Source organism: Kineosporia babensis, from assembly GCF_021129305.1.
Classification (GTDB): Bacteria; Actinomycetota; Actinomycetes; order Actinomycetales; family Kineosporiaceae; genus Kineosporia; species Kineosporia babensis.
In genome coordinates this window covers 573,814-596,174 of record NZ_JAJOMB010000001.1, presented here as the reverse complement: position 1 = coordinate 596,174, position 22,361 = coordinate 573,814, and the positions used below count along the sequence as shown (strand labels likewise).

Sequence of the window (22,361 nt, the reverse complement as noted above, 5' to 3'; positions counted from 1 at the left end):
CATCGCTCGCCTCGGTACAGGGAAGAGCAAGCGCCCGTAGCTCAACGGATAGAGCATTTGACTACGGATCAAAAGGTTAGGGGTTCGAATCCCTTCGGGCGCACTCGTTGAGACAGCGACGCCACCGGCCCTGATCTGCGGAAACGCATCGATCGGGGCCGGTTGCGTTTGGCGGGTGCGAGGACCTGGAGTCGGACCGAGCCATATTGGACCCAGATAGTTCGGCGAACCTCTTTGAGGATTACGCCAGTTGGGTTGTTGCTCCGTGTGACCAGTGTTGGGGTTAGTAGCGGCGTCGCTTCACATCGTCGTAGGGATCCGGGTCACCCTTCCTCGGTCGACTGTCGTCCCAGTACTTGCGGGGTGCGACGCGCATGAGGACCAGTGCGGCAACGATTCCGGCTACACCGAGGGCTACGCCCCACCAATCGATCTCCATCCAGGCATCATGCCCACCGGGCAGAGGAGCGCATCTCGGGCTTATCGGTGATCGGGCCCAGGGCGCTGGCGGCCTTGGGTCTTGCCTGGTGCCGCCGAAAGTACGTGTCCTGGGCGATGCTGATCCGCCTGCGTCCGAACTGGTCGACCATCTCGCGCTCGGTCAGGCCGCCAGCTACGTGCTGACCCGAAGTCGTTCGTGGGCTACCGCGATAACGCCAATCGCTTTTCCTGGCTCTGGACTCATGGAATCTCGGGCTCGTCGAGCCGCTCCCAGAACGCGATCCTTCTACGAGGTCGAGATCGATGTCTGGCCCAGCGGCCAGTAAGGCAACGAAGTAGATAGCTGGCAGTGTCGATCGGCGTTACAAGGTTCCTGCGTTCGGCGGGCCGCGGACTGGCGACGTGACACAGCGCTGATCGGTGAGCCGCGATGAACGTTTCGCGCGCGTCCGATGGGAGGGCTGGATCTTCCATGCTTCAACATCTTTGGAACGTCCCCGATGGTTAGCCAACTCGTCGGCACAGCAGGGGGTTGGCGCATGTCGAATCAACAGCAGTCGGGTCAGTGGGGCCCACCGCAAGGAGCGCACGACCAGCAAGGAGCGCCGCAGCAGTGGGTTCCGCAGCAAGCTCCGCCGGTGCAAGGCCAGTGGGGGCCACCGCAAAGCCCGCCAGCGCAAGGACAGTGGGGCCCGCCGCAAGGTCCGCCTCAAGGGCAGCAGTATTGGGGACCGCCGCCCAAGCGGCGTCGTAGGCGAGGCTGGCTTCTGGCTGGAGCAGCGGTTCTGGTTGTCATCGTTGGTGTTTCGGTAGCGAACGAGCCTGTTGAGGACGACGCGGGCACCGCATCCGCCGCTGGCAACCCGTCCGAAGCAGCCGTAGACAAGAAGGCTGGCGCAGACAGGAAGGCCGAGGAAGGCGCGAAGGCCGGCGTAGAGAAGGTCGGTGGCTCGGGCGCTGCTGACACTTCCGCTCCAGGCATCGGCGACCCGGTCCGCGACGGCAAGTTCGAGTTCACCGTGACCAAGGTCCGCAAAGGGGTCAAGAAGGTCGGCGGGGAGTTCCTGAGTGTCGAGGCCCAAGGGCAGTTCGTGCTGATCAACATCACTGTCGAGAACGTCGGGGACGAACCTCGGGCGTTCTCGTCGATGGCCCAGACTCTGTACGACGCCAAGGATCGGGAGTTCAGCGCTGACGACACGGCGTCCCTGTACCTGGACGACTCGAACAGCTTCTACACCGAGATCAATCCCGGCAATCAGGTCAAGGGGGTCGTGGCCTTCGACCTGCCCAAGGGGGTTGCCCCGGCGCGGCTGGAACTGCACGATTCGCTATTCAGCGGCGGGGTCGACGTCGAGCTGAACTGATGCCAGGGTGCGGGGTAGGAAGGTCTTGGCCACGGCAGGTGCCCCGCCTCAGCCGGATGTACCGGACTTAAAGGGCAAAGTCATCCCCGCTTAAGTCAGCTCTGCCTAGCGTGAGGCCTTCGTTCCCCCTGAAGGAACGGAAGGAGAAGACCCAAGCATGCTCACCCTGAGAGCAAAAGCCGGGGTCCTGGTCGGTGGTGTGGCGGCAACAGCGCTCGCCGCAGGTGTCGCCATCGCCGTGGTGAACCCTGCCCAGGCCAACCCCGCCAAGACGTCCGCCTCCCCGAGCGAGAGCAGCCAGGCTGCAGCAGACCTGGACTCGCCGGCGAAGAAGGACATTGCGATGCAGCTCGTCTCGACGGCGGAGAACTCTTCGCTGGACTGGCGGGCGCAGTACGGCTACATCGAGGACATCGACGACGGCCGCGGCTTCACCGGCGGCATCATCGGGTTCACCTCGGGCACGTACGACATGCTCGAGCTGGTCGAGCGCTACACCGACGAGCACCCGGGCAACGGCCTGGAGCCGTTCCTGCCGGCGCTGCGGGCGGTCAACGGTTCGGACTCCACGGAAGGCCTGGGCGACGCCTACATCCGGGCCTGGAAGGCGGAGGCCGCCAAACCGCAGTTCCAGGCGGCGCAGGATTCGGAGCGCGATCGGGTGTACTTCGATCCGGCGGTTGCGCAGGCCAAGGAGGACGGGCTGCGGGCGCTGGGGCAGTTCGCCTACTACGACGCCATGGTCATGCACGGGCCGGGCGATGATCCGGTGAGTTTCGGCGGCATCCGGGCCACGGCCCTGCGTAACGCCACCCCGCCGTCGCAGGGCGGCGACGAAACCGCCTATCTGGACGCGTTTCTGGACGCCCGCAAGGCCGCGATGCTGACCGAGGAAGCGCACTCCGAGACCGGCCGGGTGGACACCCAGCAGCGCAAGTTCCTGCGTGAGGGCAACCTCGACCTGGATCCGCCGCTGCGCTGGACGGTGTACGAGGGCGACCCGGTCTGGGAAATCCTCTAAAGCGCCGGGTAGTCAATCGATTACGGTCAGGCTCCTGTCTGGATTGGGGTTAGTGCCCCGATTTAGGCAGGGGCCTAGCCGCGCTTAATGCTGCTCTCAAGATCATGCCGCCATGCGTACTCCCTCCACCGCAGGCGGCGGTAAGCCCTGGCGCCGGCTGACCATCGGGCTCAGCGCGGTGGCGCTGGCCGTGGCCGGCACCACCGTGGCGCTGCAGTCGGCCTCCGGCCAGCCGGCCGGCTCCAGCACCTCCGCCGAGGTCAAGGCCGCCTCGAGCGCCAGTCAGAACTCCGCCGCCAATCAAGCACCGAGCGCTGCCGACGCGGCTTCCGGGGCGGCTGAGAAGGTCCAGAGCGCCAAGGTGGTCGAGAGCTCCGAAAGCTCCACCACGGTCGCCACCGCCGCGGCCAAGTGCTCACGCACGGCGTCCAAGACCGCCAAGACCAAGGTCACCAACGTCAAGCTGCCGACCAAGGTCAAGGGCTACGGCTCCGAGGGCGACACCGAGGTGCTGCCGATGGCCATCGCGGCGGCCCCCAACGGCCAGTCCTGGCTGGCCTGGGTCGGCACCGACGAGAAGGTCTACCTGGGCAAGCTGGGCTGCAACGACAAGCTGGTCGGCAAGCCCACCAGCTTCAAGGGGATCGACCTGCAGGACGTGGCGGCCGACGCCAAGGGCGGCGCCCTGCTGATCACCAAGAAGGGCCAGTGCGGGACCGGCCCGCTGTGCGGCGGCACCTCCAGCCCGTGCAACACCATGCACCTGATCCGGTTCAACACCAGCGGCAAGCTCGTCTTCGACAAGCAGGTCACCAACCTCACCAGCTCGCGCAAGGGCTACAGCAACGGCGCCCGCTTCGTCTGGTGGTACCAGCACCACGGTCGGCTGGCCTTCGACGGCAAGAACTACGCGGCCTACTTCGGCACCGCGATCACCGTGAAGAACGGCAACTGCGTGGACATCCACCAGGGCGACCGGATGCAGGTGGTCAACGCCTCCACCGGCAAGATCGTCAAGGCCAAGAGCGTGGACGTGGGCTGCAGCCACGCCTGGAACTCGCGGATCGTCTACGACCCGGCCAAGAAGAAGTTCGTGATGACCTGCGCCACCGACAACGAGTGCCGGATCGCCCAGCCCAACCCGTACCGCACGGTCGCGGCGAGCAAGTGTGACGGCACCCTGTTCGGCGGCGACCTGGTGCTGGCCAAGGCCGGCTACTGGAACGCCTGGAGCCAGGGCAACTCGGTGAAGCTGTCCCGCTTCACCACCGGCAAGGCGAACAAGACGGTCAGCCCGGGCGTCAGCAGCCAGCACCCGCACCTGGTCAAGTACGGCAAGAACCGGATGCTGCTGAGCTGGGGCTCCGGTGCGAACACCAAGGCCAAGATTCTCAACCGCTCCACCGGCGCGAGCATCGGCTCGACCCTGACGATCAAGGTCAAGGACCACAACTACACGGCGTTCAAGGAGTACAAGGACGGCAGCGTGGCCTACCCGGCCGCGGGCAGTTCGACCTCGCACATCAAGATCGCCCGGGTTCTCCCGATGAGCTGACCACGAGCGTACGGAACCGGCAAAACCGAGGCGCCCACACCGTCCTTGATTGGAGGACGGTGTGGGCGCCTTTGGTCTGTTCAGCTCGCTTCAGGCTGCATTCAGGTTGCCTAGGGCAAGCTGGATGCGGTCAGACAGCCCGGCGGTCGGCGTTGTCCACCGCGTCGTCCTCGGCGCCCTTGCGGCGGGCCGCCACGAGGCTGGCCACGGTGGTGATGACCAGGGTGCCGACGATGACGCTGAGCGAGAGCCAGATCGGGATCTCGCCGCCGAACGGGGCCCAGTCGGCCCAGTGGTACTCGTGCAGGGCGTGGAACACCAGCTTGACGCCGATGAAGGCCAGGAGGAACGACAGGCCCAGCGAGAGGTAGACCAGCTTCTGCAGCAGGCCGCCGATCAGGAAGTACAGCTGGCGCAGGCCCATCAGCGCGAAGACGTTCGCGGTGAAGACCAGGTACGGCTCCTCGGTCAGGCCGTAGATGGCCGGGATCGAGTCCAGCGCGAACAGCAGGTCGGTGCTACCCAGGGCGATGATCACGAAGAGCATCGGGGTGATCAGCTTCTTGCCGCCCTGACGGATCGTCATCGCCCGGCCGTGGTAGTCGTCGGTCGAGGGGTAGCGGCGCTTCACGAAACGCATCAGCGCGTTGTCGACCATCTCGTCCTTCTCCTCGTGAGCGCGGTACTCACGGAAGAGGTTGACGGCGGTGTAGATCAAGAAGGCGCCGAAGAAGAAGAACACCCAGGCGAACTGCTCGATCACCGCGGCACCGAGCGCGATGAACACCGTGCGGAAGATCAGCGCCAGGATGATCCCGATGGTCAGGGCGTACTGCTGCAGGTGCCGGGGCACCGCCAGCTTGCCCATGATGATCAGGAAGATGAACAGGTTGTCGACCGAGAGGCTCTTCTCGGTCAGGAAACCGGCGAAGAACTCGCCGCCGTACGTGGCGCCGGAGGTCATCCAGACGCCGATGCCGAAGACGACGGCCAAGCCGATGTAGATCGCCGTCCAGATGCCGGCTTCCTTCATCGACGGTTCGTGGACGTTGCGCCCGATGACGAACACGTCCAGCGCGATGACGGCGATCGTGACGATGACCGTGATCGCCCAGGTCGTGGTGGAGACGTCCATGCACAGGCCTTCCGATTTGCGGGTGGTCAGGCAGCCAAAGCTGAGATGGCCGGGTAGGCGTAGCGTCCCACCCAGCCGGAACCTCAACGGTGTCCGGACACGTCAAAGTTCCGGAGTCAGGGCCCGACGCGACTCAAATCACACCGCAAATCGGAAGATTCTGTATTCGGTTGCTCGGAAGAACTATTGCGCGACGAGCCGGACGGCGTTCCAGGACACCGCCGGAAGTTCGATCTTCAGCACCCCTTCGGTCACCGAGGCCTCGTGCGACTCCACCGGTACCACCCGGTCCGGCTGCTCGGCCGTGTTGGAGGCCGAGCGGTCCTCGTCGGTGAGCGTCCACGCCTCGGCGACCGCGAACGTCCGTTGCTCGAAACCACCCAGCTCGATACGCAGGGTGACCGACTCTGTCTGGTGCCGGTTCACCGCGAACACGCTGACCTCGCCGGACTCCGGGTCGTGGGTGGCAACCGCATCCACCACCGGCACCTCGCCGAAACGCTCCGTGTCGTAGGTCGGCCCTTGCGGCTCCACCCGCAGCACCTCACCCCGGGCCAGCCGGGAGGTGATCGCGAACGGGTGGAAGATCGTCTGCCGCCAGGCCGGCCCGTTCGCCTCGCTGCGGATCGGCGCGATCACGTTCACCAGCTGTGCCTGGCACGCCGCCGTCACCCGATCGCTGTGCCGCAGCAACGAGATCAGCAGGTTGCCCACCACCACCGCATCGGTGACGTCGTACTCGTCCTCGATCACCCGGGGCGCAATCGGCCATTCCTGGGGGTCGGCCGCCTTGGCGGAGGCAGCGAACTTGCTCTGCCGCCAGACATTCCACTCGTCCACCGAGACCATGATCTTCTTCTTGCTTTTCAGCTTGGCCCCCACACTGTCGGCGGTGGCGACCACGCTGTTGATGAAGTGATCCATGTCGACGGCCGACGCCAGGAAGCTGGCGACGTCACCATTCAGCGGTTCGTAGTAGGTATGGGCCGAAATGTAGTCCACCGCTTCGTAGGCTAGTTCCAGCACCTCTGCCTCCCAGGCGGCGAAGGTGGGCATCCCGGAGTGCGAACTGCCGACCGCGACGAGCTCCAGGTCGGTGTCCACCGAACGCAGGGCCCGCGCCGTCTCGGCCGCGAGCCGTCCGTACTCGTAGGCCGTCTTGTGCCCGGTCTGCCACGGGCCGTCCAATTCATTACCCAGGCAGAACATTTTCAGACCGTACGGTTCGTCTGCCCCGTTCTTGCGGCGGAGTTCAGCGAAATGGGTACGGTCAGGCTGATTTAGGTACTCATGCACGTCGAGCGCTTCCTGGACGCCGCGGGTGCCGAGGTTCAGCGCGTACATCACCTCCACTCCCGCCTTGCCCGCCCAGCGCATGAACTCGTCGATGCCGACCTCATTCGTCTCCAGGCTGTGCCAGGCGGCATCGCGCCGGACCGGACGGTCGGCGACCGGGCCGATGCCGTCCTCCCAGCGGTAGCCGGAGACGAAATTGCCTCCGGGATAACGGACGACCGAAACGCCCATCTCCCGGGTCAGTTCCAGGACGTCCTGGCGAAAGCCGTCCTCGTCGGCGGTCGGGTGACCGGGTTCGTAGATGCCGGTGTACACGCAGCGGCCCATGTGCTCGACGAACGAGCCGAAGGTGCGGCGCGAGACCGGTGCCACGGTGAAAGCGGGATCGAGCCGGAAAGACGCCTTGAGCAAGGTTTCTCCTTCAAGAGCTACTTGAGACTGCCCATCGTCAGGCCGCCTTGCCAGTACCGCTGCAGGGTGAGGAAGGCGATGACGAGGGGGACGACCGAGACCAGCGAACCGACGATGATCAGGGTCCAGAGCGACTGCCCGCTGTTGTTGTTCGCGGTGGCCAGTTGCGACCACAGGCCGATGCCGACCGGGAGCGAGTAGAGCTTGGAGCTGGAGAGCATGATCAGCGGCAGGAAGTAGTTGTTCCAGGTGGAGACCACCGACAGCAGCAGCACGGTGATCACCCCGGGCCGCATCAGAGGGAACCCCACCTGCCAGAAGATCCGCAGCTCACCGGCGCCGTCGATGCGGGCCGCATCGATCAGCTCGTCGGGGATCGAGTTCGCCGCGTAGACCCGCATCAGGTACACCGCGAACGGGCTGAGCAGCGAGGGCAGGATCACCGCCCAGATGGTGTCGGTGAGCCCGGCGTTCGAGAACATCACGAACGTGGGGATCACCAGGGCGGTCAGCGGCACCATGACCGAGCCCAGTACCGCGGCGAAGAACACCGAGCGACCGGTGAACCGGTACAGCGCGAAGCCGTAGCCGGCCAGCACCGAGATCACCGTGCAGCCCAGCCCGCCGACCCCCGCGTAGAGCACCGAATTGCCGAGCCAGCGCAGGTATTCGCCGTTGTTGAAGCTGAACAGGTTCTTCAGGTTCTCGAACAGGTGGAAACCGTCGAACCACAGCGCGCTGGACCCGGAGAACAGGCCCTGACCGTTCTTGGTACTGGCCACCACCAGCCACCAGACCGGCAGCAGGAAGTAGCAGACCAGGGCGAGCAGACCCAGCTTTACCCCGACGCGATTCATGAGAACAGGCCTCCTCGCTTACGGGTGGCGAACATGAAGAGGCCGACCGCCAGGAACACCACGAAGCCGAGCGTGAACGAGATGGCCGAGGCGTAGTTGAACTGGGCGTAGTTGAAAGCGGTTTCGTAGGCGTAGATGTTCGGGGTGAAGTCCGGCGTGATCGAGCCGTTGGCGATGTTGCGCAGGATCTGCGGCTCGGCGAAGAACTGCAGGGTCCCGATCAGCGAGAAGATCAGGATCACCCCCAGGGCGGGCCAGACCAGCGGCACCTTGATCCGCAGGGCGATCTGCGGGGAACTGGCGCCGTCGATCCGGGCCGCCTCGAACAGGGTGTGATCGATGCCCTTCAGTGCGGCGTAGATAATGATCATGTAGTAGCCCGACCACTGCCAGGTGACCACGTTGAGCAGGCCGTAGAACACGTTGCCCTGACTGAGCAGGAACGGTGCCTGCACGTTGAACAACGAGGCGATCTGCTCCAGCGGGCCGAAGCTCGGGCTGTAGAGGAAGCCCCACATCAGCGCGCCGATCACGGCCGGGACGGCGTAGGGCAGGAAGATCATCAGACGGCTGAAACCGGCCAGCCGTCCGGTGATCTCGTCCAGCAGCAGGGCGGCCAAGAGCGCCACCAGCATCTGCAGCGGGATCACCACCAGGCTGAACTTGAGGACGAACCACAGGCCTTTGCGGAACGACGGGTCGCCGAACGCGCGGGTGTAGTTGTCGATCCCGGCGAAGGTGGTGCCGGTGGCCAGGCCCTTGGTGTAGAGGCTGAGGTACCCGGCGTACAGCAGCGGCGCCACCAGGAAGGCGATGAACACGACCAGGAACGGCAGGGTGAACAGCCAGCCGATCTGGTCACGCTTCCTGATTTGGGACGCTCGCGGCAGCCGGGTCTTTCGGGCGGGGGTTACCGGGGTGGTGGTCTGGAGATCGGTCATTTCACGTTGAAGCCTTGGCCTTTGGCGTACTTCACGATCTCGGCGTGCAGATCGGTGGCCGCCTGTTCACCGGTGACCTGCCCGGCGTTGATCTTCGCGATCTGGGCCTGCAGTTGGGCGTAGTAGTAGACCGTGAACGGGCTGTAGACGGCTCCGGCGTAGGCGTTCTCGGCCGGGACGTAAATGTCCTTGTTCGCGGTCTGGCCGTCGAAGAACTCGACCTCGGCGTTGACGAACTCGTCCGACTTCAGCACGTTCTGGTTCAGCGGGAAGATGGTCTGGGTCTTCCAGCCGTCCTCCAGCGAGGCGTCGTCGGCGTACAGTTCCATCGCCACCTTGGCCGCGGCCTCCTTGTCGCCGGTCTGGCTGGTCACCGCGAAGGTCGAGCCGCCCCAGTTCACCGAGACCGGGTTGGCCGGATCCCACTGCGGCAGTGGGGCGACGGCGAAGTTGCCGCTGTCCTTGCCCTGGCCCACGCCCTGACCGGTCAGGTAGCCCGGCGCCCAGGCGGCCGAGACGTAGGTGGCGTACTTACCGCCGACCATGCCGGTGATGTAGTCGGTGTTGAACTGGTCCTCTTTGCCGATCAGACCCTTGGCGACCAGGTCGCCCCAGTAGGTGAGGACGTCCTTGGTCGCCTGGTCGTCCAGCTTGATCGTGATGTTCTGCTTGTCCGAGAGGTCGTACTGGAACGGCTGGGCGCCCTTCTGGATCATCAGCGCGGTCACCGCCGAGGGCACGTTGCTGCCGAAGTCGCCGAAGGCCGGGCCGCCGGCGTCCTTCATCTGCTGGGCCGCCTCGGCGTACTCGTCCCAGGTCGTGGGGATCTTCTCGATGCCGTACTTGTCGAAGACGTCCTTGCGGTAGATCATCGCCATCGGGCCGCCGTCGACCGGGATCGCGTAGACCGCATCACCCTGGGAGACATCCTTCCAGGCCCCCTCGCTGAAGTTCGCCTTGACCTGGTCGGCGCCGAACGGGGCGAGATCGACCAGTGCATCCTGGATCTCGAAGCCCACCAGCTGCTCGGTCTCCAGCATGATCACGTCCGGCGCACCCTTGCCGGCCGAGATCGCGGTCTGGAACTTGGCGTACTGCGGCTGGCCCTGACCGGCGTTGGTCCAGCAGACCTGCACGTCGGTGTTGGCCTTGTTGAAGTTGTCGACGACCTTGGCCATGTTCGGGTACCAGGCCCAGACCAGGACCTTTTTGGCGTCCGGCTGCAGGATCTTGTTGGTGCAGTTGGTGGCCTCGGCGGCGGTCCCGCCCTCGGATCCGCCGCCCCCACCGTCGTCGCTGCCGCCTCCGCAGGCCGCCAGGGCGATCGCCGCGAACAGGACCAGGGGTGTGCTTGCTTTCAGGGCTTTACGCGCGGGCATGTCGATGCCTCCTTTGGTCATGACATGTCTGGCCGCCGTCGGCAACTACGCATGGTGACGCATGGACAGTGGGGCCCCTAGCGGGCCTGGTCGGGCAGTATGCGAGTTTGAGGCCGATTGCAGCGCTGCAAAGGAGTATGCCTAGAGTTTCTGGTGGGTGACAAGAGGTCACTTGCCCGAAATACGATGGACGGGCAGGCGCACGGGCGCCGCGCTGACTGAGGGGTGCCCATGAGGGAAGCTACGTTGCGTGACGTCGCCGAGTTGGCCGGCGTATCTCCGCGCACCGTCTCGAACGTGGTCAACGGCTACGCGAAGGTCACCGAGCTCACCCGCGAGAAGGTGGAGCGGGCGATCGCCCAGCTCGGCTACCGGCCCAACGTGCTGGCCCGGCACCTGGCCACCGGCCGCTCCGGGCAGATCGTGGTGATGGTGCCCTACCTTGACACCCCGTACTTCGCCGAGCTGCTGCAGGCGATCATCCCGGTGGCCCGGCGCGAGGGTTACAACGTGCTGATCGACCAGTCCGACGGTGACCGCGAGCACGAGGGCCAGCTGATCGGTCAGGCCTCGCATCACGCACTTTTCGACGGCATGATCTACAGCCCGCTCGGCCTTTCCCAGGAGGACCTCTCCGGCCGGGACCCCGCCCTGCCCCTGGTCGTCCTCGGAGAACGCACCTCTGAAGCCAATTTCGACCACGTCGGGATCGACGACGTTGCCGCCTCGACCGAGGCCGTGCAGCATCTGATCGGGCTGGGCCGCTGCCGGATCGCCGCCATCGGTGACCAGCCCTATCCCACCGGCGAAGCAGCCCAGCGCCGCACCAAGGGTTTTCGCGCAGCGCACGCCGCCGCCGGCCTCGCGGTCGACGAATCCCTGGTGATCGGAACTCCCCGCTTCAATCGGGTGGACGGCGCCCAGGCGATGGAACGACTTCTGGCGCTGGAGAATCCGCCGGACGCGGTGTTCTGCTACAGCGACCTGGTGGCCCTCGGCGCCGTGCACACGCTGGTGCGCCGAGGGTTTCGCGTTCCTGAGGATGTCGCCGTGATCGGCTACGACGACATCGAGGACGGCCGCTACGGCCTACCCACGATCAGCACGATCGCTCCCGACAAGCAGGAGATCGCCCGCCTGGCGGTGGAGCGGCTGGTGATGCGGATCAAGAGCAAGGAGCCGGTGGCCGGCGTGGACCTGCGCGCCGGGCACCGGCTGATCGCCCGGCAGAGCACGCTGGCGCAGTAGCCAGTCAGCTGCCGTCGCGGATCTCGCGTTCCGCCAACGGTGATTCCAGCGGGACGACGATCTCGAAAGGCGCTGCGATCATGGCTCTGCGGCCGCTGCAGTCGGCTCCCGGGAGCGGGCCGACCAGCAGGGTCACGGTGACGGTGGATGCTTCCTCTTCGACCTGGGCCCGGCCGAGCTGCTGGCAGGGCGGTCCGGCCGAGGTGAACTCCAGTCGCACCGAACGGCCGTCCGCGGCTGGGATCGCCCGTGTCCACGGGTGCGGTGTCAATTCAGTTACCTGCGGGTCGGGAACGGCCTTGTTCCGGGCCAGGGCCGGGTGCGAGGGGTTCGGCTCCACTTCTGCTCCTACGCTGGGTGGGTCGGTCGGACGATCCGGCGGTGCCGCGGCCCCGCAGGCGGTCAGCGCGCAGATCAGGGCGGTGGTGGCGACCCGCTGCAGCCGACACCGGTGAACCCGGTGCCGGCTGCGCGCCCGGCCAGTCGGATCATCAACTGGACCGGTGGTTTTCATTCCTCATCCTGGTGTCGAGGCTCAGAGGTACCGGACCGCGTTGTAGAGAGCCTCGGCGTTGCTGCTGAAGTAGGGCGAGTACATGTGCGGATCTCCTTCGTAGCCGTAGCTGTTCAGGCCGTTGATCCACCCCAGGCCGGTGTTGCCGTCGAACCAGCGTAGCCAGGCTCCGCCGCTCGACCCACCGGTCATGTCGCACGGCAACTTCAGGGTGTTCGCCGACCAGGGCCCGAAGACCCACTCCGGCGCGGTGACCCCGGAGCAGCCGAGGAGCTTGCCACCGTCGAAGGGCGGAGCGGCCGGGTAGCCGAAGGCATTGGCCTCGTAGTCCTTCGAGTAGCCCCAGGCGATGCCCTGAGCGCCGACCCGATCGACGATCGACAGCCCGTCGTTCTGGAACAGCACCGCGGCGCCCAGGTCATTGCTGAAGTCGGTCGAGTTGGTCCAGGCCTCCAGCGACCACAGTTCCCGGGCGCTCCAGAAACCGTAGGGTGCCGTTCCGTAGTAGTAGGCGGGAACGAAAACCCAGTTGGCATGCCAGTTCTGGCCAGCACCGCCGTGCACGCAGTGCCCGGCGGTCCAGACGATGTTGCGGCCTTCGCTGTTCACCACGGTGCCCGAGCACACGTAGTTGAGGTTGTTGGTGGTGTCGGTGAAGAAGACCTTCCCGGAGGTCGCGGCCAGCTGCGCGTTGGCCGGCTCCCAGGCCCGGGGCTGCCGGTCCTGAGCGGTGCCGGTACCGCTGTCCGCGGCCAGCTTGGAACCGGCGGCCGGCGCCTGAGGTGGTGCGGAGCGGCCCTTGTCCACCCGCAGCGACTTGGCCTTGTTGTGCATGCCGGGCTGCGGGTTGGCCGGTTTGCGCCCCTGCTCCACGGCGTCCAGTTGAGCCTTCGACAGGCCCTCCTGGGTAGAGCCGGCCTCGGCCAGGCCGGGCAGCTGGTCGGCCGGGAGGGCTGAGCGCATCCGCTCGGAGCTCCAGAACTTCTTCAGCGCCCGTTCGGTGGCCTCTTCACCCTTGCCCTTGCGGAACTTCGCTGCCGTCTTGGTCAGGTCGGCACTGGAGCTGGTGGCCTCGGGCAGCAACGGCCGCGGGCTTTCGCCCGGTGCCGAAACCGCGCCTTGAGCCGACGCCCCCAGGCCGGCCACCATGAATGCGGCGACGGTCAGGGCCAGGCCCTGGCGTCGGCCGTGTCGGAACGAGAACACAGGCTTCTCCCATCATCTCGAACACGCTTCCCCCTGCACCGGCCGATTCGGCCGGCGGGACAACTCTCCGCAAGGGCATGTCCCGGCCACCAGGGACAAGAATCCCGAAAGCCGCGATTCCGGCGAGTAAGTCAGGGACGATGGGATGGCAAAACAAAACGCGACGTCCCGGCCCGGGACGTCGCGTTCGTTTTTTGCTCGGTTCTACTCCGGCACGCGGCGGTAGGCGCCGTCACTGGCCGCGGTGGCCATCGAGGCGTAGGCCCGCAGGGCGGCCGAGACCGGGCGCTGGCGGTCGAGCGGGGAGTAGGGCTTGTCCCGCTTCTCCTGGGCGGCCCGGCGCTCGTCCAGGACGAGTTCGTCGACATCCAGCGAGATCCCGCGGTTGGGGATGTCGATGGTGATCTGGTCGCCGTCCTCCACCAGGGCGATCAGGCCGCCGCCGGCCGCCTCGGGGGAGACGTGGCCGATCGACAGGCCGCTGGTCCCGCCGGAGAACCGGCCGTCGGTGATCAGGGCACACTTCTGGCCCAGGCCCCGGCCTTTCAGGAACGAGGTGGGGTACAGCATCTCCTGCATCCCCGGGCCGCCCTTCGGGCCCTCGTAGCGGATCACCACGACCATGCCCTCGGTGACCTTCTTGCCGAGGATGCCGGCCACCGCGTCGTCCTGGCTCTCGAACACGATCGCGGTGCCGGTGAAGTTCCAGACCGCCTCGGGCACACCGGCGGTCTTGACCACGCAGCCGTCCGGGGCCAGGTTGCCGAACAGGATGGCCAGGCCACCGTCCTTCGTGTACGCGTGCTCGATGTCGCGGATGCAGCCCTCGGCCGCGTCCGTGTCCAGCGAGGCCCAAACGTTCTCGGTGGAGAACGGCTCGGTGGTGCGCACGCCGCCGGGCGCGGCCTTGAACAGGGCCAGCGCGGTCTCACTGGCCGTGCCGGAGCGGATGTCCCACTCGTTCAGCCAGGTCTCCATGTCCGGGGCGTGCACCGGCTTGACGTCGGTGTGCAGCAGGCCGCCGCGGTTCAGCTCACCCAGGATGGCCGGGATGCCGCCGGCCCGGTGGACGTCTTCCATGTGGAACTTCGGCGAGTTGGGAGCCACCTTGGACAGGCAGGGCACCCGGCGCGAGATCGCGTCGATGTCCGAGACGGTGAAGTCCAGCTCGGCCTCGCGGGCGGCGGCCAGCAGGTGCAGCACCGTGTTGGTGGAGCCGCCCATCGCCACGTCCAGGGCCACGGCGTTCTCGAAGGCCGAGCGGTTGGCCACGTTGCGCGGCAGGACCGACTCGTCGTCCTTCTCGTAGTACCGCTTGGCGATGTCCACGACCGTGGTGCCGGCGTCCTTGAACAGCTGACGCCGGGCCTCGTGGGTGGCCAGCGTGGAGCCGTTGCCGGGCAGCGACAGGCCGATCGCCTCGGTCAGGCAGTTCATCGAGTTGGCGGTGAACATGCCCGAGCAGGAACCGCAGGTCGGGCAGGCCGAGCGCTCGATCGTGTCCAGCAGTTCGTCGCTGATCCGCTCGTCCGCGGCCGCCACCATCGCGTCCACCAGGTCGAGCTTGGAGTGCACGATGCCCTCGATCGCGGTGGTCTTGCCGGCCTCCATCGGGCCGCCGGAGACGAACACCGTGGGGATGTTCAGCCGCAGCGCCGCCAGCAGCATGCCCGGGGTGATCTTGTCGCAGTTGGAGATGCAGACCAGGGCGTCGGCGCAGTGCGCGTTGACCATGTACTCGACCGCGTCGGCGATCAGCTCCCGGCTGGGCAGGGAGTAGAGCATGCCGCCGTGGCCCATCGCGATGCCGTCGTCCACCGCGATGGTGTTGAACTCCTTGGAGACCGCCCCGGCCTCCTGGATCGACTCGGCCACGATCTGGCCCACGTTGCGAAGGTGCACGTGACCGGGCACGAACTCGGTGAACGAGTTGGCGATGGCCACGATCGGCTTGCCGAAGTCGCCGTCTGTCATCCCGGTCGCTCGCCAGAGCGCCCGGGCCCCGGCCATGTTGCGACCCATGGTCGAGGTGGCGGACCGAAGCTGTTTCATCCTGGAGATCTTCTTCCTGCGTCTTCAGGCCGCCGCGGCCCGGGGCAGGACCGAAGAGGGCGGCCAGGTGTCTGGTCGACGCACGGTGCGGCCCGGGTCGGCCACGCGCGTCTGCGCCCGGTGCTGGGGGACGGTCGCTTATGGCGACCCGTCGATCCTAACTCGGGCGCCGCACGAAGTACTCCTGAACGGTCACTGGTCGCGGGCGGTGAGGATGATCGGCCCGTCCTCGGTGACCGCGATGGTGTGCTCGAAGTGCGCGCCGTTCGAGCCGTCGGTGCTGCGGATGGTCCAGCCGTCGTCGTCGATCTTGTACTCGTCCACCCCGCCGGCCATGAACCAGGGCTCGATCGCCATCGTCAGCCCGGGGCGCAGCCGCAGGCCCCGGCCGGGCCGGCCGTCGTTGGGCACGTGCGGGCCGTCCTCGTGCATGGTGCGCCCGACGCCGTGCCCGCCGAAGTCGGTGTGCAGGCCGAACCCGGCCTCGCGGGCGTGCGAGCCGATCAGCGCGCAGATGTCGCCCAGCTTGGCGCCGACCACCGAGGCCTCGATCGCGGCGTACAGCGCCTTCTCGGTGACCTCGAGCAGCTTGGCGTCGGCCGCGGAGGTGGTGCCCAGGCAGAACGAGATGGCCGAGTCACCGGTCCAGCCGTCCAGGGTGGCGCCGCAGTCCACCGCCAGCAGGTCGCCGTCGCGCAGCTTGTACTTGGTGGGGAAGCCGTGCAGCACCGCGTCGTTCACCGATGCGCAGATCACGCCGGGGAACGGGGTGTCGGCGAAGGTGGGGGTGTAGCCGAGGAACGGGGAGGTGGCCCCGGCCTCCTTGATCACGGTGTGGGCGACCTCGTCGAGGTGCTTCAGGGTGACTCCGACGGCGGCCTCGGCCCGCACGGCCGTCAGGGCGGCGCCGACCACGGCCCCGGCCGCGCGCATCGCCTCGATCTCGCCGGGTGTCTTGTACTCGACCACGGTGGTGCCTCCGAACCTACTGCAAGCGTGATTGTTATCCCGGTATTAGTATCACGGTCATGGTGCGACCGATGCTTACCCCGCAAGAGCGTGAACGCGGCCGCCGGCTGGGCGCCCTGCTGCGTGAGGCCCGCGGGGCGCGCAGCATGGTCGAGGTCGCGGCGGCTGCCGGGGTGCCGGTGGAGACGCTGCGCAAGATCGAGAGCGGCCGGGTGCCCACCCCCGCCTTCTTCACCGTGGTGGCGCTGGCCGGGGCGCTAAGTCTGGACTTGGCGGCGCTGGTGACCGAGGTCGAGCTGGCCGCAGCTGAGGAACTCGACGCCGCCTCGGCCTGAGTGAAACCGCCGAAATTGTTGCATTCGGTGTTCGGCCGATGTGGCGGGCGTGTCGGATGACGCCTGATCGGAGCACGAAGTGAACGTTCAGGTGTCGCAACTTGTCACGATTGCACACCTTTAGCTCACTTCTGGGCTCTAGCCCAAAAAGGAGTTGAACAGTAATCTTCGTCGGCAAGATCGCAGAGTGAGCGGAGGCGCAATGGCGCTGCGGATTCGTGCGTGCGTCAAGACGCATCCCGGCTTGCGCCGTACCAACAACGAGGACTCGGGGTTCATCGGCCGCCGGCTCTTCCTGGTCGCCGACGGCATGGGCGGGCACGACTTCGGTGAGGTCGCCAGCGCCATCGTCGCCCGCACGGTCGCCTACCTGGACGATCACCTCTCGATGTTCGGGCCCGAGCGGGACATCTGCGGCGCGGTCGAGTTCGCCGACCAGCGCCTGGCCCGGGCGATCGAGAACAACCCCAGCCTGTCCGGGATGGGCACCACGCTCACCGCGATGCTGATCCACCACGACACGATCGCCCTGACCAACGTCGGCGACTCCCGGGCGTACGTGCTGCGCGACCGCGAGATGATCCAGCTCACCCACGACGACACGTACGTGCAGATGCTGGCCGACAAGGGCTGGCTCGACCCCAAGCTGATTCCCCAGCACCCCCAGCGCAGCGTGCTGCTGCGGGTGCTGCGCGGCGGGGACGACGGCACCACCGCCGAGGTGTCCCTGCACCACGCCGAGCCGGGCGACCGCTACCTGCTGTGCAGCGACGGCCTGAGTGACTACGTGGCCGGCGATGCGATCCACAAGGTCCTGGCCGGCACCAAGCATGCGGGCAAGGCGATCGACAAGCTGATCGCGCTGGCGCTGAAGGCCGGTGCTCCGGACAACGTGACCTGCGTGGTGGGCGACGTGGTGGACGACGACGAACGACCGGGGGACGGGGAGTTCGTCGGCTCGGCCCAGGAGCTCGGCGAGGGCGCCATCGAGGCGGCCGAGCAGAAGGTTGCCGAGGCCAAGGCCGCCGGGTACCTCAAGACGGCCTAGCTCCGGCGGGGGATGTCCAGTCCCAGACCGCCGGTGATCCGGAGCCCGATCTCGCGTAGCTGCTTCACCTGGGCCCGGGTGAGCGGGTCCAGCACCAGTTCACGTACCGCTTCGACGTGCCCCGGGGCGGTGGCGACGATCTTGTCCCAACCCGCCTCGGTGAGCTGGGCGACGGTGAAACGCCCGTCCTGCGGATCGGGCGTCCGTTCGACCCAGCCCTGCCGCTCCAGCCGTTTCACCACGTGCGACAGTCGCGACAGCGAGCCGTTCGCCAGCTGTGCCAGGTAGCTCATCCGCAGCCTCCGGTCCGGAGCCTCGGACAGCGCCGCCAGCACCGTGTACTCGAAGTGCGTGATCCCCGCGTCCCGCTGCAGCTGCGCGTCCAGGGCGGCCGGAAGCGCGAAGACGATCCCGGCCATCGCCATCCAGGCCTGCCGTTCCTCGTCGTTCAGCCAGCGGGGTTCTGCCGTGCTTGTCATTCGGCCAGACTAAACCACAGCTCAGAGGGCAGTAATGAGTTGACGCTTCAACTCATGAGCCCTACCTTTCAGTTGAAGCATCAAGTCGTCATCGAATGGGAGAAGAGATATGAACGTAGTGCTGTGGGTGCTGGCGGCCGTGCTCGCCGGAGCGTTCGCGATGGCCGGCTCGATGAAGCTGGCCAAGAGCAAGGAGCAACTCCAGGCCAGCGGCATGGCCTGGACCGAGGACTTCACCCAGGGGCAGGTCCGGGCGATCGGTGCGATCGAGGTGCTCGGCGCACTCGGCCTGATCCTGCCCGCCGCGTTCGGCATTGCCCCGATCCTGACCCCGCTGGCCGCGGCTGGCCTGTTCCTGGCGATGGCCGGGGCGGTCGTGGTGCACCTGCGTCGCGGTGAAGGAATCGGCGCCGCAGCCCCCGCGCTGGTGCTCGGCCTGCTGTCCCTGTTCGTCGCGATCATGCGGTTCGGCCCGAACGCGTTCTAACCTTCTGGGGTGGCAGATGCGAAATTCACTCGGGAGCAGTTGGAGTCCTATCGCGACGCCACGGTTGCCGATCTGCTCGCCCCGGACCTGAAACTGCTTTTCGTGGGCATCAATCCGGGTCTGTGGACGGCAGCGGTGCAGGCGCACTTCGCCCGGCGGGGCAATCGGTTCTATCCCGCCCTGTACCGCTCCGGCCTGACCGACCGGCTGATTGATGCCTCGTCCGGCTACCGCCCGGAAGACCTGCAGCATCTGCTGGAGCGCGGGCTCGGAGTCAGCAACATGGCCCACCGGGCCACGGCCCGCGCCGATGAACTCGCGCCGGAGGAACTCCTCGAAGGCGCCCGGCGACTGGACGAACTCGTGGCTCGCGAGCGTCCCAAGGTAGTGGCTTTTCTTGGAATCACCGCCTACCGAACGGCCTTCGCGAAACCCAAGGCGAAAGCCGGTCGGCAGGAGGGAAATCTGCGCGGCGCCGAGGTCTGGGTACTGCCCAACCCCAGCGGGCTGAACGCGAGTGTGCAACTACCTGAGCTGGCCGAGAAGTTCCGCGAGGTCGCGATCGCGGCCGGCATCACGATTTAAGCCTGGCTGAGGGCGCAATCGGTGCAGGTGCCCCACCAGATCAGCTCGGCCTCGTCGACCCGGGCGAAACCCGGCGCGGCCGCGGGCGACAGGCAGGGCGCCTGCCCGGTGTGGCAGTCCACGTCGGCCACCGTGCCGCAGGACCGGCACACCACGTGGTGGTGGTTGTCGCCGACCCGGGTCTCGTAGCGGGTCGGCGACCCGGCCGGCTCGATCCGGCGCACCAGGCCTGAGCTGGTCAGATCGTCCAGCGCGTTGTAGATGGTCTGGCTGGACAGCTGGCCACCGACCGCCTGCGACAGATCGGCGGCGGTGGAGTGCGGCCGGGTGAGCAAAGCCTCGAGGACGGCGCGGCGCGGCGCAGTGCTGCGCAGGCCGGCGCCGCGCAGCAGGGCCGTGGGATCCGTCATGCCTCCACTATGCGCAAGTTCTTTTGATCATGTCAAAAGAACCGGGTGTCGCTCCAGCCAGGCCAGGACTGCGGCGGTGAACTCCTGCGGGAGCTCCTGATGCACGAAGTGCCCACCGCCCACGGTGACCAGTTCGGCCTCGGGGATTCGGGCCGCCGCCTCGGCCAGCCAGGCCTGGGGCACGGTGCTGCTGGCGCCCCCGCCGATCAGCAGGGTCGGCGCGGCCACGGTGCTCAGCTGTTCGCGCAGCTCCAGCGCCCCCGCATCGACCTGCGGGCGGATCGCCTTGAGCATCTCCCAGTCGAACGGCAGCTCGCCCTCCGGCCGCTCGGGCAGCTCACGCGGCGGCGTCGGGTCGCCCGGCGCCACGTCCTCGGTGATCAGCCGGGCCACCAGATCGGGCCGCTCCACCGCGAGCTGATAGGCCACCATGCCGCCGAGCGAGTGCCCGAGCACGGTGGCTTTCTGCAGCTTCAGCGCATCGAGCAGTTCGACCACATCGGCAAACATGGTCTGGTAGCTGTAATCACCGGGATAGGCGCTGGGCGCATGCCCCCGCAGCGTCACGTTCACCACCCGGTGCCCGGCCTCGAACGCCGGCAGCACGGGCTGCCAGTTGGCCTGGCTGTCGCCCAGGGCGTGCAGCAGTACGAGCACCGGGCCCTCCGGCGTGCCGGTGTCGGAGTAGCTGATCCCGACGCCGCCAGAAGTGGTGAAAATGGTTGTCATGGAACGAGGCTAGCCCACGGGTCCGACCGAAACGCAGAGTTTCTGCGCTCAGCCGAAGACCTCCGCGGCCCATTCCGGGTGATCGATGAACGGGTTACGGTTGTTCTGGAAACGCTGGTGGATCAGGTCGTTCCGGCGCTGCTCGAAGCTGTCCGGCGGGTCCTCGGCGTGCCATTCCAGCAGGGTGGACAGCTTGCCGAAGCGCGGGGCCTTGCCACCGGTGGTGTTCTCGTCCAGGGTCAGGTCGGCGAAACCGTCGTTGCCGTCGTAGCGCACGGCCATGTAGAAGATCATCCGGGCCACGTCGCCCTTCACCGCGTCGCGCGGTTCCCAGGAGTCGTTGTCGGTGAAATTGCCCGGGGCCTCGCCGGATTCACTGCCGCCGTCGTCGAAGTCCTTGTTGCTGCGGTCGGCGTTCACCGTGACGTCTTCCGGGCGCAGGTGGTGCAGGTCGGTGCCCGGGCCGGTGGCGGTGCCGAAGTCCCCGTGCGACTTGGCCCAGACGTGCTCGCGGTTCCAGTCGTCCGGATCGCCGCCGTTCAGGCTCTTCGACCGGCTGGTGCCGCTGTACAGCAGAATCACGTTGCCGGAGTTCTTCGGGTCCTCGTCGGTGACCTTCAGGGCGTCCCAGACCGCGTTGTACGACAGCGCCTGCGCGTCGGTGGAGATGATCTGGTGCAGCGCCTGGTGCAGGTCGTTGCCGGTTTTTCCCTCGGCCGCGGCGTAGTAGTCGCCCGGGTTGCTGGTGGCGGAGGTGGTCGGGGTGGTCGGGGTGGTCTCCCCAGCGCCACCACCGGCGCCGGCGAGAGCCAGGGCAGTGGGCGACTTCAGGCCCGGATGCGCGAAATAGGCCGTGAGAGTGCCGGTCACGTCCAGCTGGGTGCCGAGCCCGGCCGGGTTCGACTGCAGCCCGAACTCGCTGCGGTAGGCGCCGGTGAGCTGCACGAAGAGCATCGCCGCGGGATCGGTCTCGGCGGCCGAGTCGGCCAGGGCGATGGCCGTGTCGGCGGTGAAGTTGCCGGTCAGCACCTTGTCGGCGTTGGTCGGCTGGCCCACCACGTAGCCGCGCACGCTCTCGCTGCTGCCGTTGTTCAGGTCGATGGCCTGGGCCACGGTCAGCGGGGACGCCTGGGCGACCTGCTCGGCGGTGGGCAGGTCGGGGGCCACGGTGGCGGTCGGCTCCGCAGAACAGCCGGTCAGGCCGATCAGCAGAGCAACGGGAAGAGCTAGCCAGGCTGTGCGGCCCGGTGCGGTAGTCACGAGCGGCTCCGATCATCTGCAATATCGGTGCGACAGTATCTAGGAGTATGAGCACCGAGCACCTGATTCGTTCGGCGACCCCTGAGGATGCGGCCGCCTGCGCCGCGATCTACGCGCCGTACGTCCTGGACACCACGATCAGCTTCGAGGAGGTCCCGCCGACCCCGCAGGAGATGGCCTCCCGGATGGCCGCGGCGCTGGAGAAGCACGCCTGGCTGGTCCTGGAGGACGAGTGGGGCCGGGTGATCGGGTACGCCTACGGGGGGCCGCTGGGCAAACGGGCCGCCTACCGCTGGTCCTGCGAGGTCAGCGTGTACCTGGATCAGGATCGCCGGGGTAAGGGCGGTGGGCGGGCGTTGTACCAGGAACTGCTGGTGCAGCTCGAGGAGCTCGGCTTCCGGCAGGCGCTGGCCCTGGTCTCGGTGCCGAACGAGGCCAGCATCGCGCTGCACGAGCGGCTGGGCTTTCACCAGGTGGGGCGGCACGAGAACGTTGGCTTCAAGCACGGGAAGTGGCTCACCATCGTCTACCTGCAGCGCTCCCTCGGTGAGGGAGCCGACAGCGTGCCCACCAGCGTCCTCAAGCAGTAAAGCCCTTACAAACTGAGGACGTCTCTGGTCACCGCGAAGGCGACCA

The 22,361-nt window shown here is 67.0% G+C and carries 22 protein-coding genes and 1 tRNA gene; 10 read left to right on the top strand and 13 right to left on the bottom strand.

Features of this window, described 5'->3' with window-relative positions; genetic code table 11:
- Positions 1 to 30 precede the first annotated feature (30 nt).
- The 4 genes from LR394_RS02765 (at position 31) to LR394_RS02750 (ending at position 4,384) form a co-directional block, all read left to right on the top strand.
- Positions 31 to 103 (top strand) — tRNA-Arg (locus tag LR394_RS02765).
- A gap of 838 nt (positions 104 to 941) precedes the next feature.
- A complete protein-coding gene (locus LR394_RS02760) occupies positions 942 to 1,808 on the top strand; it encodes a DUF4352 domain-containing protein (protein ID WP_231438720.1) in 867 nt (288 codons plus the stop codon).
- Positions 1,809 to 1,965: 157 nt separating this feature from the next.
- Positions 1,966 to 2,829, top strand: coding sequence for a chitosanase (locus LR394_RS02755; protein ID WP_269328480.1), 864 nt, complete (start codon positions 1,966 to 1,968; stop codon positions 2,827 to 2,829).
- A gap of 112 nt (positions 2,830 to 2,941) precedes the next feature.
- On the top strand, positions 2,942 to 4,384 hold the full coding sequence (locus LR394_RS02750; RefSeq protein ID WP_231438719.1) for a hypothetical protein: 1,443 nt from the start codon (positions 2,942 to 2,944) through the stop codon (positions 4,382 to 4,384).
- A gap of 130 nt (positions 4,385 to 4,514) precedes the next feature.
- Here the strand turns inward: LR394_RS02750 and LR394_RS02745 are convergent, their stop codons facing one another.
- The 5 genes from LR394_RS02745 to LR394_RS02725 all read right to left on the bottom strand — a co-directional run bounded on the left by LR394_RS02745 (position 4,515) and on the right by LR394_RS02725 (position 10,403).
- Positions 4,515 to 5,519, bottom strand: a complete 1,005-nt coding sequence (locus tag LR394_RS02745; RefSeq protein ID WP_231438718.1) for a TerC family protein — start codon at positions 5,517 to 5,519, stop codon at positions 4,515 to 4,517.
- A gap of 183 nt (positions 5,520 to 5,702) precedes the next feature.
- Positions 5,703 to 7,226 carry an arabinosylfuranosidase ArfA gene (gene arfA / locus LR394_RS02740; protein ID WP_231438717.1) on the bottom strand — a complete coding sequence of 508 codons (1,524 nt, stop codon included), beginning with the start codon at positions 7,224 to 7,226 and terminating at the stop codon, positions 5,703 to 5,705.
- A 17-nt stretch (positions 7,227 to 7,243) separates the two neighbouring features.
- Complete coding sequence (locus LR394_RS02735) at positions 7,244 to 8,083, bottom strand: carbohydrate ABC transporter permease (RefSeq protein ID WP_231438716.1); 840 nt, start codon at positions 8,081 to 8,083, stop codon at positions 7,244 to 7,246.
- Positions 8,080 to 9,024 carry a carbohydrate ABC transporter permease gene (locus LR394_RS02730; RefSeq protein WP_231438715.1) on the bottom strand — a complete coding sequence of 315 codons (945 nt, stop codon included), beginning with the start codon at positions 9,022 to 9,024 and terminating at the stop codon, positions 8,080 to 8,082. Before LR394_RS02730 ends, LR394_RS02735 begins: the two co-directional genes overlap by 4 nt.
- On the bottom strand, positions 9,021 to 10,403 hold the full coding sequence (locus LR394_RS02725) for an extracellular solute-binding protein (RefSeq protein ID WP_231438714.1): 1,383 nt from the start codon (positions 10,401 to 10,403) through the stop codon (positions 9,021 to 9,023). Before LR394_RS02725 ends, LR394_RS02730 begins: the two co-directional genes overlap by 4 nt.
- 231 nt (positions 10,404 to 10,634) lie before the next feature.
- Here LR394_RS02725 and LR394_RS02720 point away from each other — a divergent pair, with 231 nt between their 5' ends.
- On the top strand, positions 10,635 to 11,651 hold the full coding sequence (locus LR394_RS02720) for a LacI family DNA-binding transcriptional regulator (protein WP_231438713.1): 1,017 nt from the start codon (positions 10,635 to 10,637) through the stop codon (positions 11,649 to 11,651).
- A 4-nt stretch (positions 11,652 to 11,655) separates the two neighbouring features.
- Here LR394_RS02720 and LR394_RS02715 read toward each other — a convergent pair whose 3' ends face one another.
- The 4 genes from LR394_RS02715 to map form a co-directional block, all read right to left on the bottom strand.
- Positions 11,656 to 12,165, bottom strand: coding sequence for a hypothetical protein (locus tag LR394_RS02715; protein WP_231438712.1), 510 nt, complete (start codon positions 12,163 to 12,165; stop codon positions 11,656 to 11,658).
- A gap of 21 nt (positions 12,166 to 12,186) precedes the next feature.
- The gene (locus LR394_RS02710) at positions 12,187 to 13,371 is read right to left on the bottom strand and encodes a trypsin-like serine peptidase (RefSeq protein WP_231438711.1); all 1,185 of its coding nucleotides are present in this window, start codon (positions 13,369 to 13,371) and stop codon (positions 12,187 to 12,189) included.
- Between the two features lie 204 nt (positions 13,372 to 13,575).
- The gene (gene ilvD / locus LR394_RS02705; RefSeq protein ID WP_231438710.1) at positions 13,576 to 15,423 is read right to left on the bottom strand and encodes a dihydroxy-acid dehydratase; all 1,848 of its coding nucleotides are present in this window, start codon (positions 15,421 to 15,423) and stop codon (positions 13,576 to 13,578) included.
- Positions 15,424 to 15,615: 192 nt separating this feature from the next.
- Positions 15,616 to 16,392, bottom strand: coding sequence for a type I methionyl aminopeptidase (gene map, locus LR394_RS02700; protein ID WP_231438709.1), 777 nt, complete (start codon positions 16,390 to 16,392; stop codon positions 15,616 to 15,618).
- Positions 16,393 to 16,451: 59 nt separating this feature from the next.
- Here map and LR394_RS02695 point away from each other — a divergent pair, with 59 nt between their 5' ends.
- Positions 16,452 to 16,727 (top strand): helix-turn-helix domain-containing protein, encoded by a 276-nt coding sequence (locus LR394_RS02695; protein ID WP_231438708.1) that lies wholly within the window; start codon positions 16,452 to 16,454, stop codon positions 16,725 to 16,727.
- A gap of 187 nt (positions 16,728 to 16,914) precedes the next feature.
- Positions 16,915 to 17,775: a PP2C family protein-serine/threonine phosphatase gene (locus LR394_RS02690; RefSeq protein ID WP_231438707.1), complete on the top strand. Its 861-nt coding sequence runs from the start codon at positions 16,915 to 16,917 to the stop codon at positions 17,773 to 17,775.
- On the opposite strand, the gene LR394_RS02685 is transcribed toward LR394_RS02690, so the two are convergent.
- The gene (locus LR394_RS02685; protein ID WP_231438706.1) at positions 17,772 to 18,254 is read right to left on the bottom strand and encodes a MarR family winged helix-turn-helix transcriptional regulator; all 483 of its coding nucleotides are present in this window, start codon (positions 18,252 to 18,254) and stop codon (positions 17,772 to 17,774) included. The two genes, LR394_RS02690 and LR394_RS02685, sit on opposite strands and share 4 nt — an antisense overlap.
- 109 nt (positions 18,255 to 18,363) lie before the next feature.
- Here LR394_RS02685 and LR394_RS02680 point away from each other — a divergent pair, with 109 nt between their 5' ends.
- Positions 18,364 to 18,741, top strand: coding sequence for a DoxX family protein (locus LR394_RS02680; RefSeq protein ID WP_231438705.1), 378 nt, complete (start codon positions 18,364 to 18,366; stop codon positions 18,739 to 18,741).
- A gap of 9 nt (positions 18,742 to 18,750) precedes the next feature.
- Positions 18,751 to 19,326, top strand: coding sequence for a mismatch-specific DNA-glycosylase (locus LR394_RS02675; RefSeq protein WP_231438704.1), 576 nt, complete (start codon positions 18,751 to 18,753; stop codon positions 19,324 to 19,326).
- Here LR394_RS02675 and LR394_RS02670 read toward each other — a convergent pair.
- From LR394_RS02670 to LR394_RS02660, 3 genes are read right to left on the bottom strand one after another with little or no spacing between them, the layout of a single operon-like run.
- Positions 19,323 to 19,736 carry a Fur family transcriptional regulator gene (locus tag LR394_RS02670; RefSeq protein WP_231438703.1) on the bottom strand — a complete coding sequence of 138 codons (414 nt, stop codon included), beginning with the start codon at positions 19,734 to 19,736 and terminating at the stop codon, positions 19,323 to 19,325. The two genes, LR394_RS02675 and LR394_RS02670, sit on opposite strands and share 4 nt — an antisense overlap.
- A 27-nt stretch (positions 19,737 to 19,763) precedes the next feature.
- Entirely contained in the window at positions 19,764 to 20,465 is a 702-nt protein-coding gene (locus tag LR394_RS02665) for an alpha/beta fold hydrolase (protein WP_231438702.1), read from the bottom strand.
- Positions 20,466 to 20,513: 48 nt separating this feature from the next.
- Positions 20,514 to 21,725, bottom strand: a complete 1,212-nt coding sequence (locus LR394_RS02660) for an endonuclease (protein WP_231438701.1) — start codon at positions 21,723 to 21,725, stop codon at positions 20,514 to 20,516.
- 47 nt (positions 21,726 to 21,772) lie between these two features.
- Between LR394_RS02660 and LR394_RS02655 the strand changes: the two genes are divergently transcribed.
- Positions 21,773 to 22,315, top strand: coding sequence for a GNAT family N-acetyltransferase (locus LR394_RS02655; protein WP_231438700.1), 543 nt, complete (start codon positions 21,773 to 21,775; stop codon positions 22,313 to 22,315).
- Positions 22,316 to 22,361: the final 46 nt, after the last annotated feature.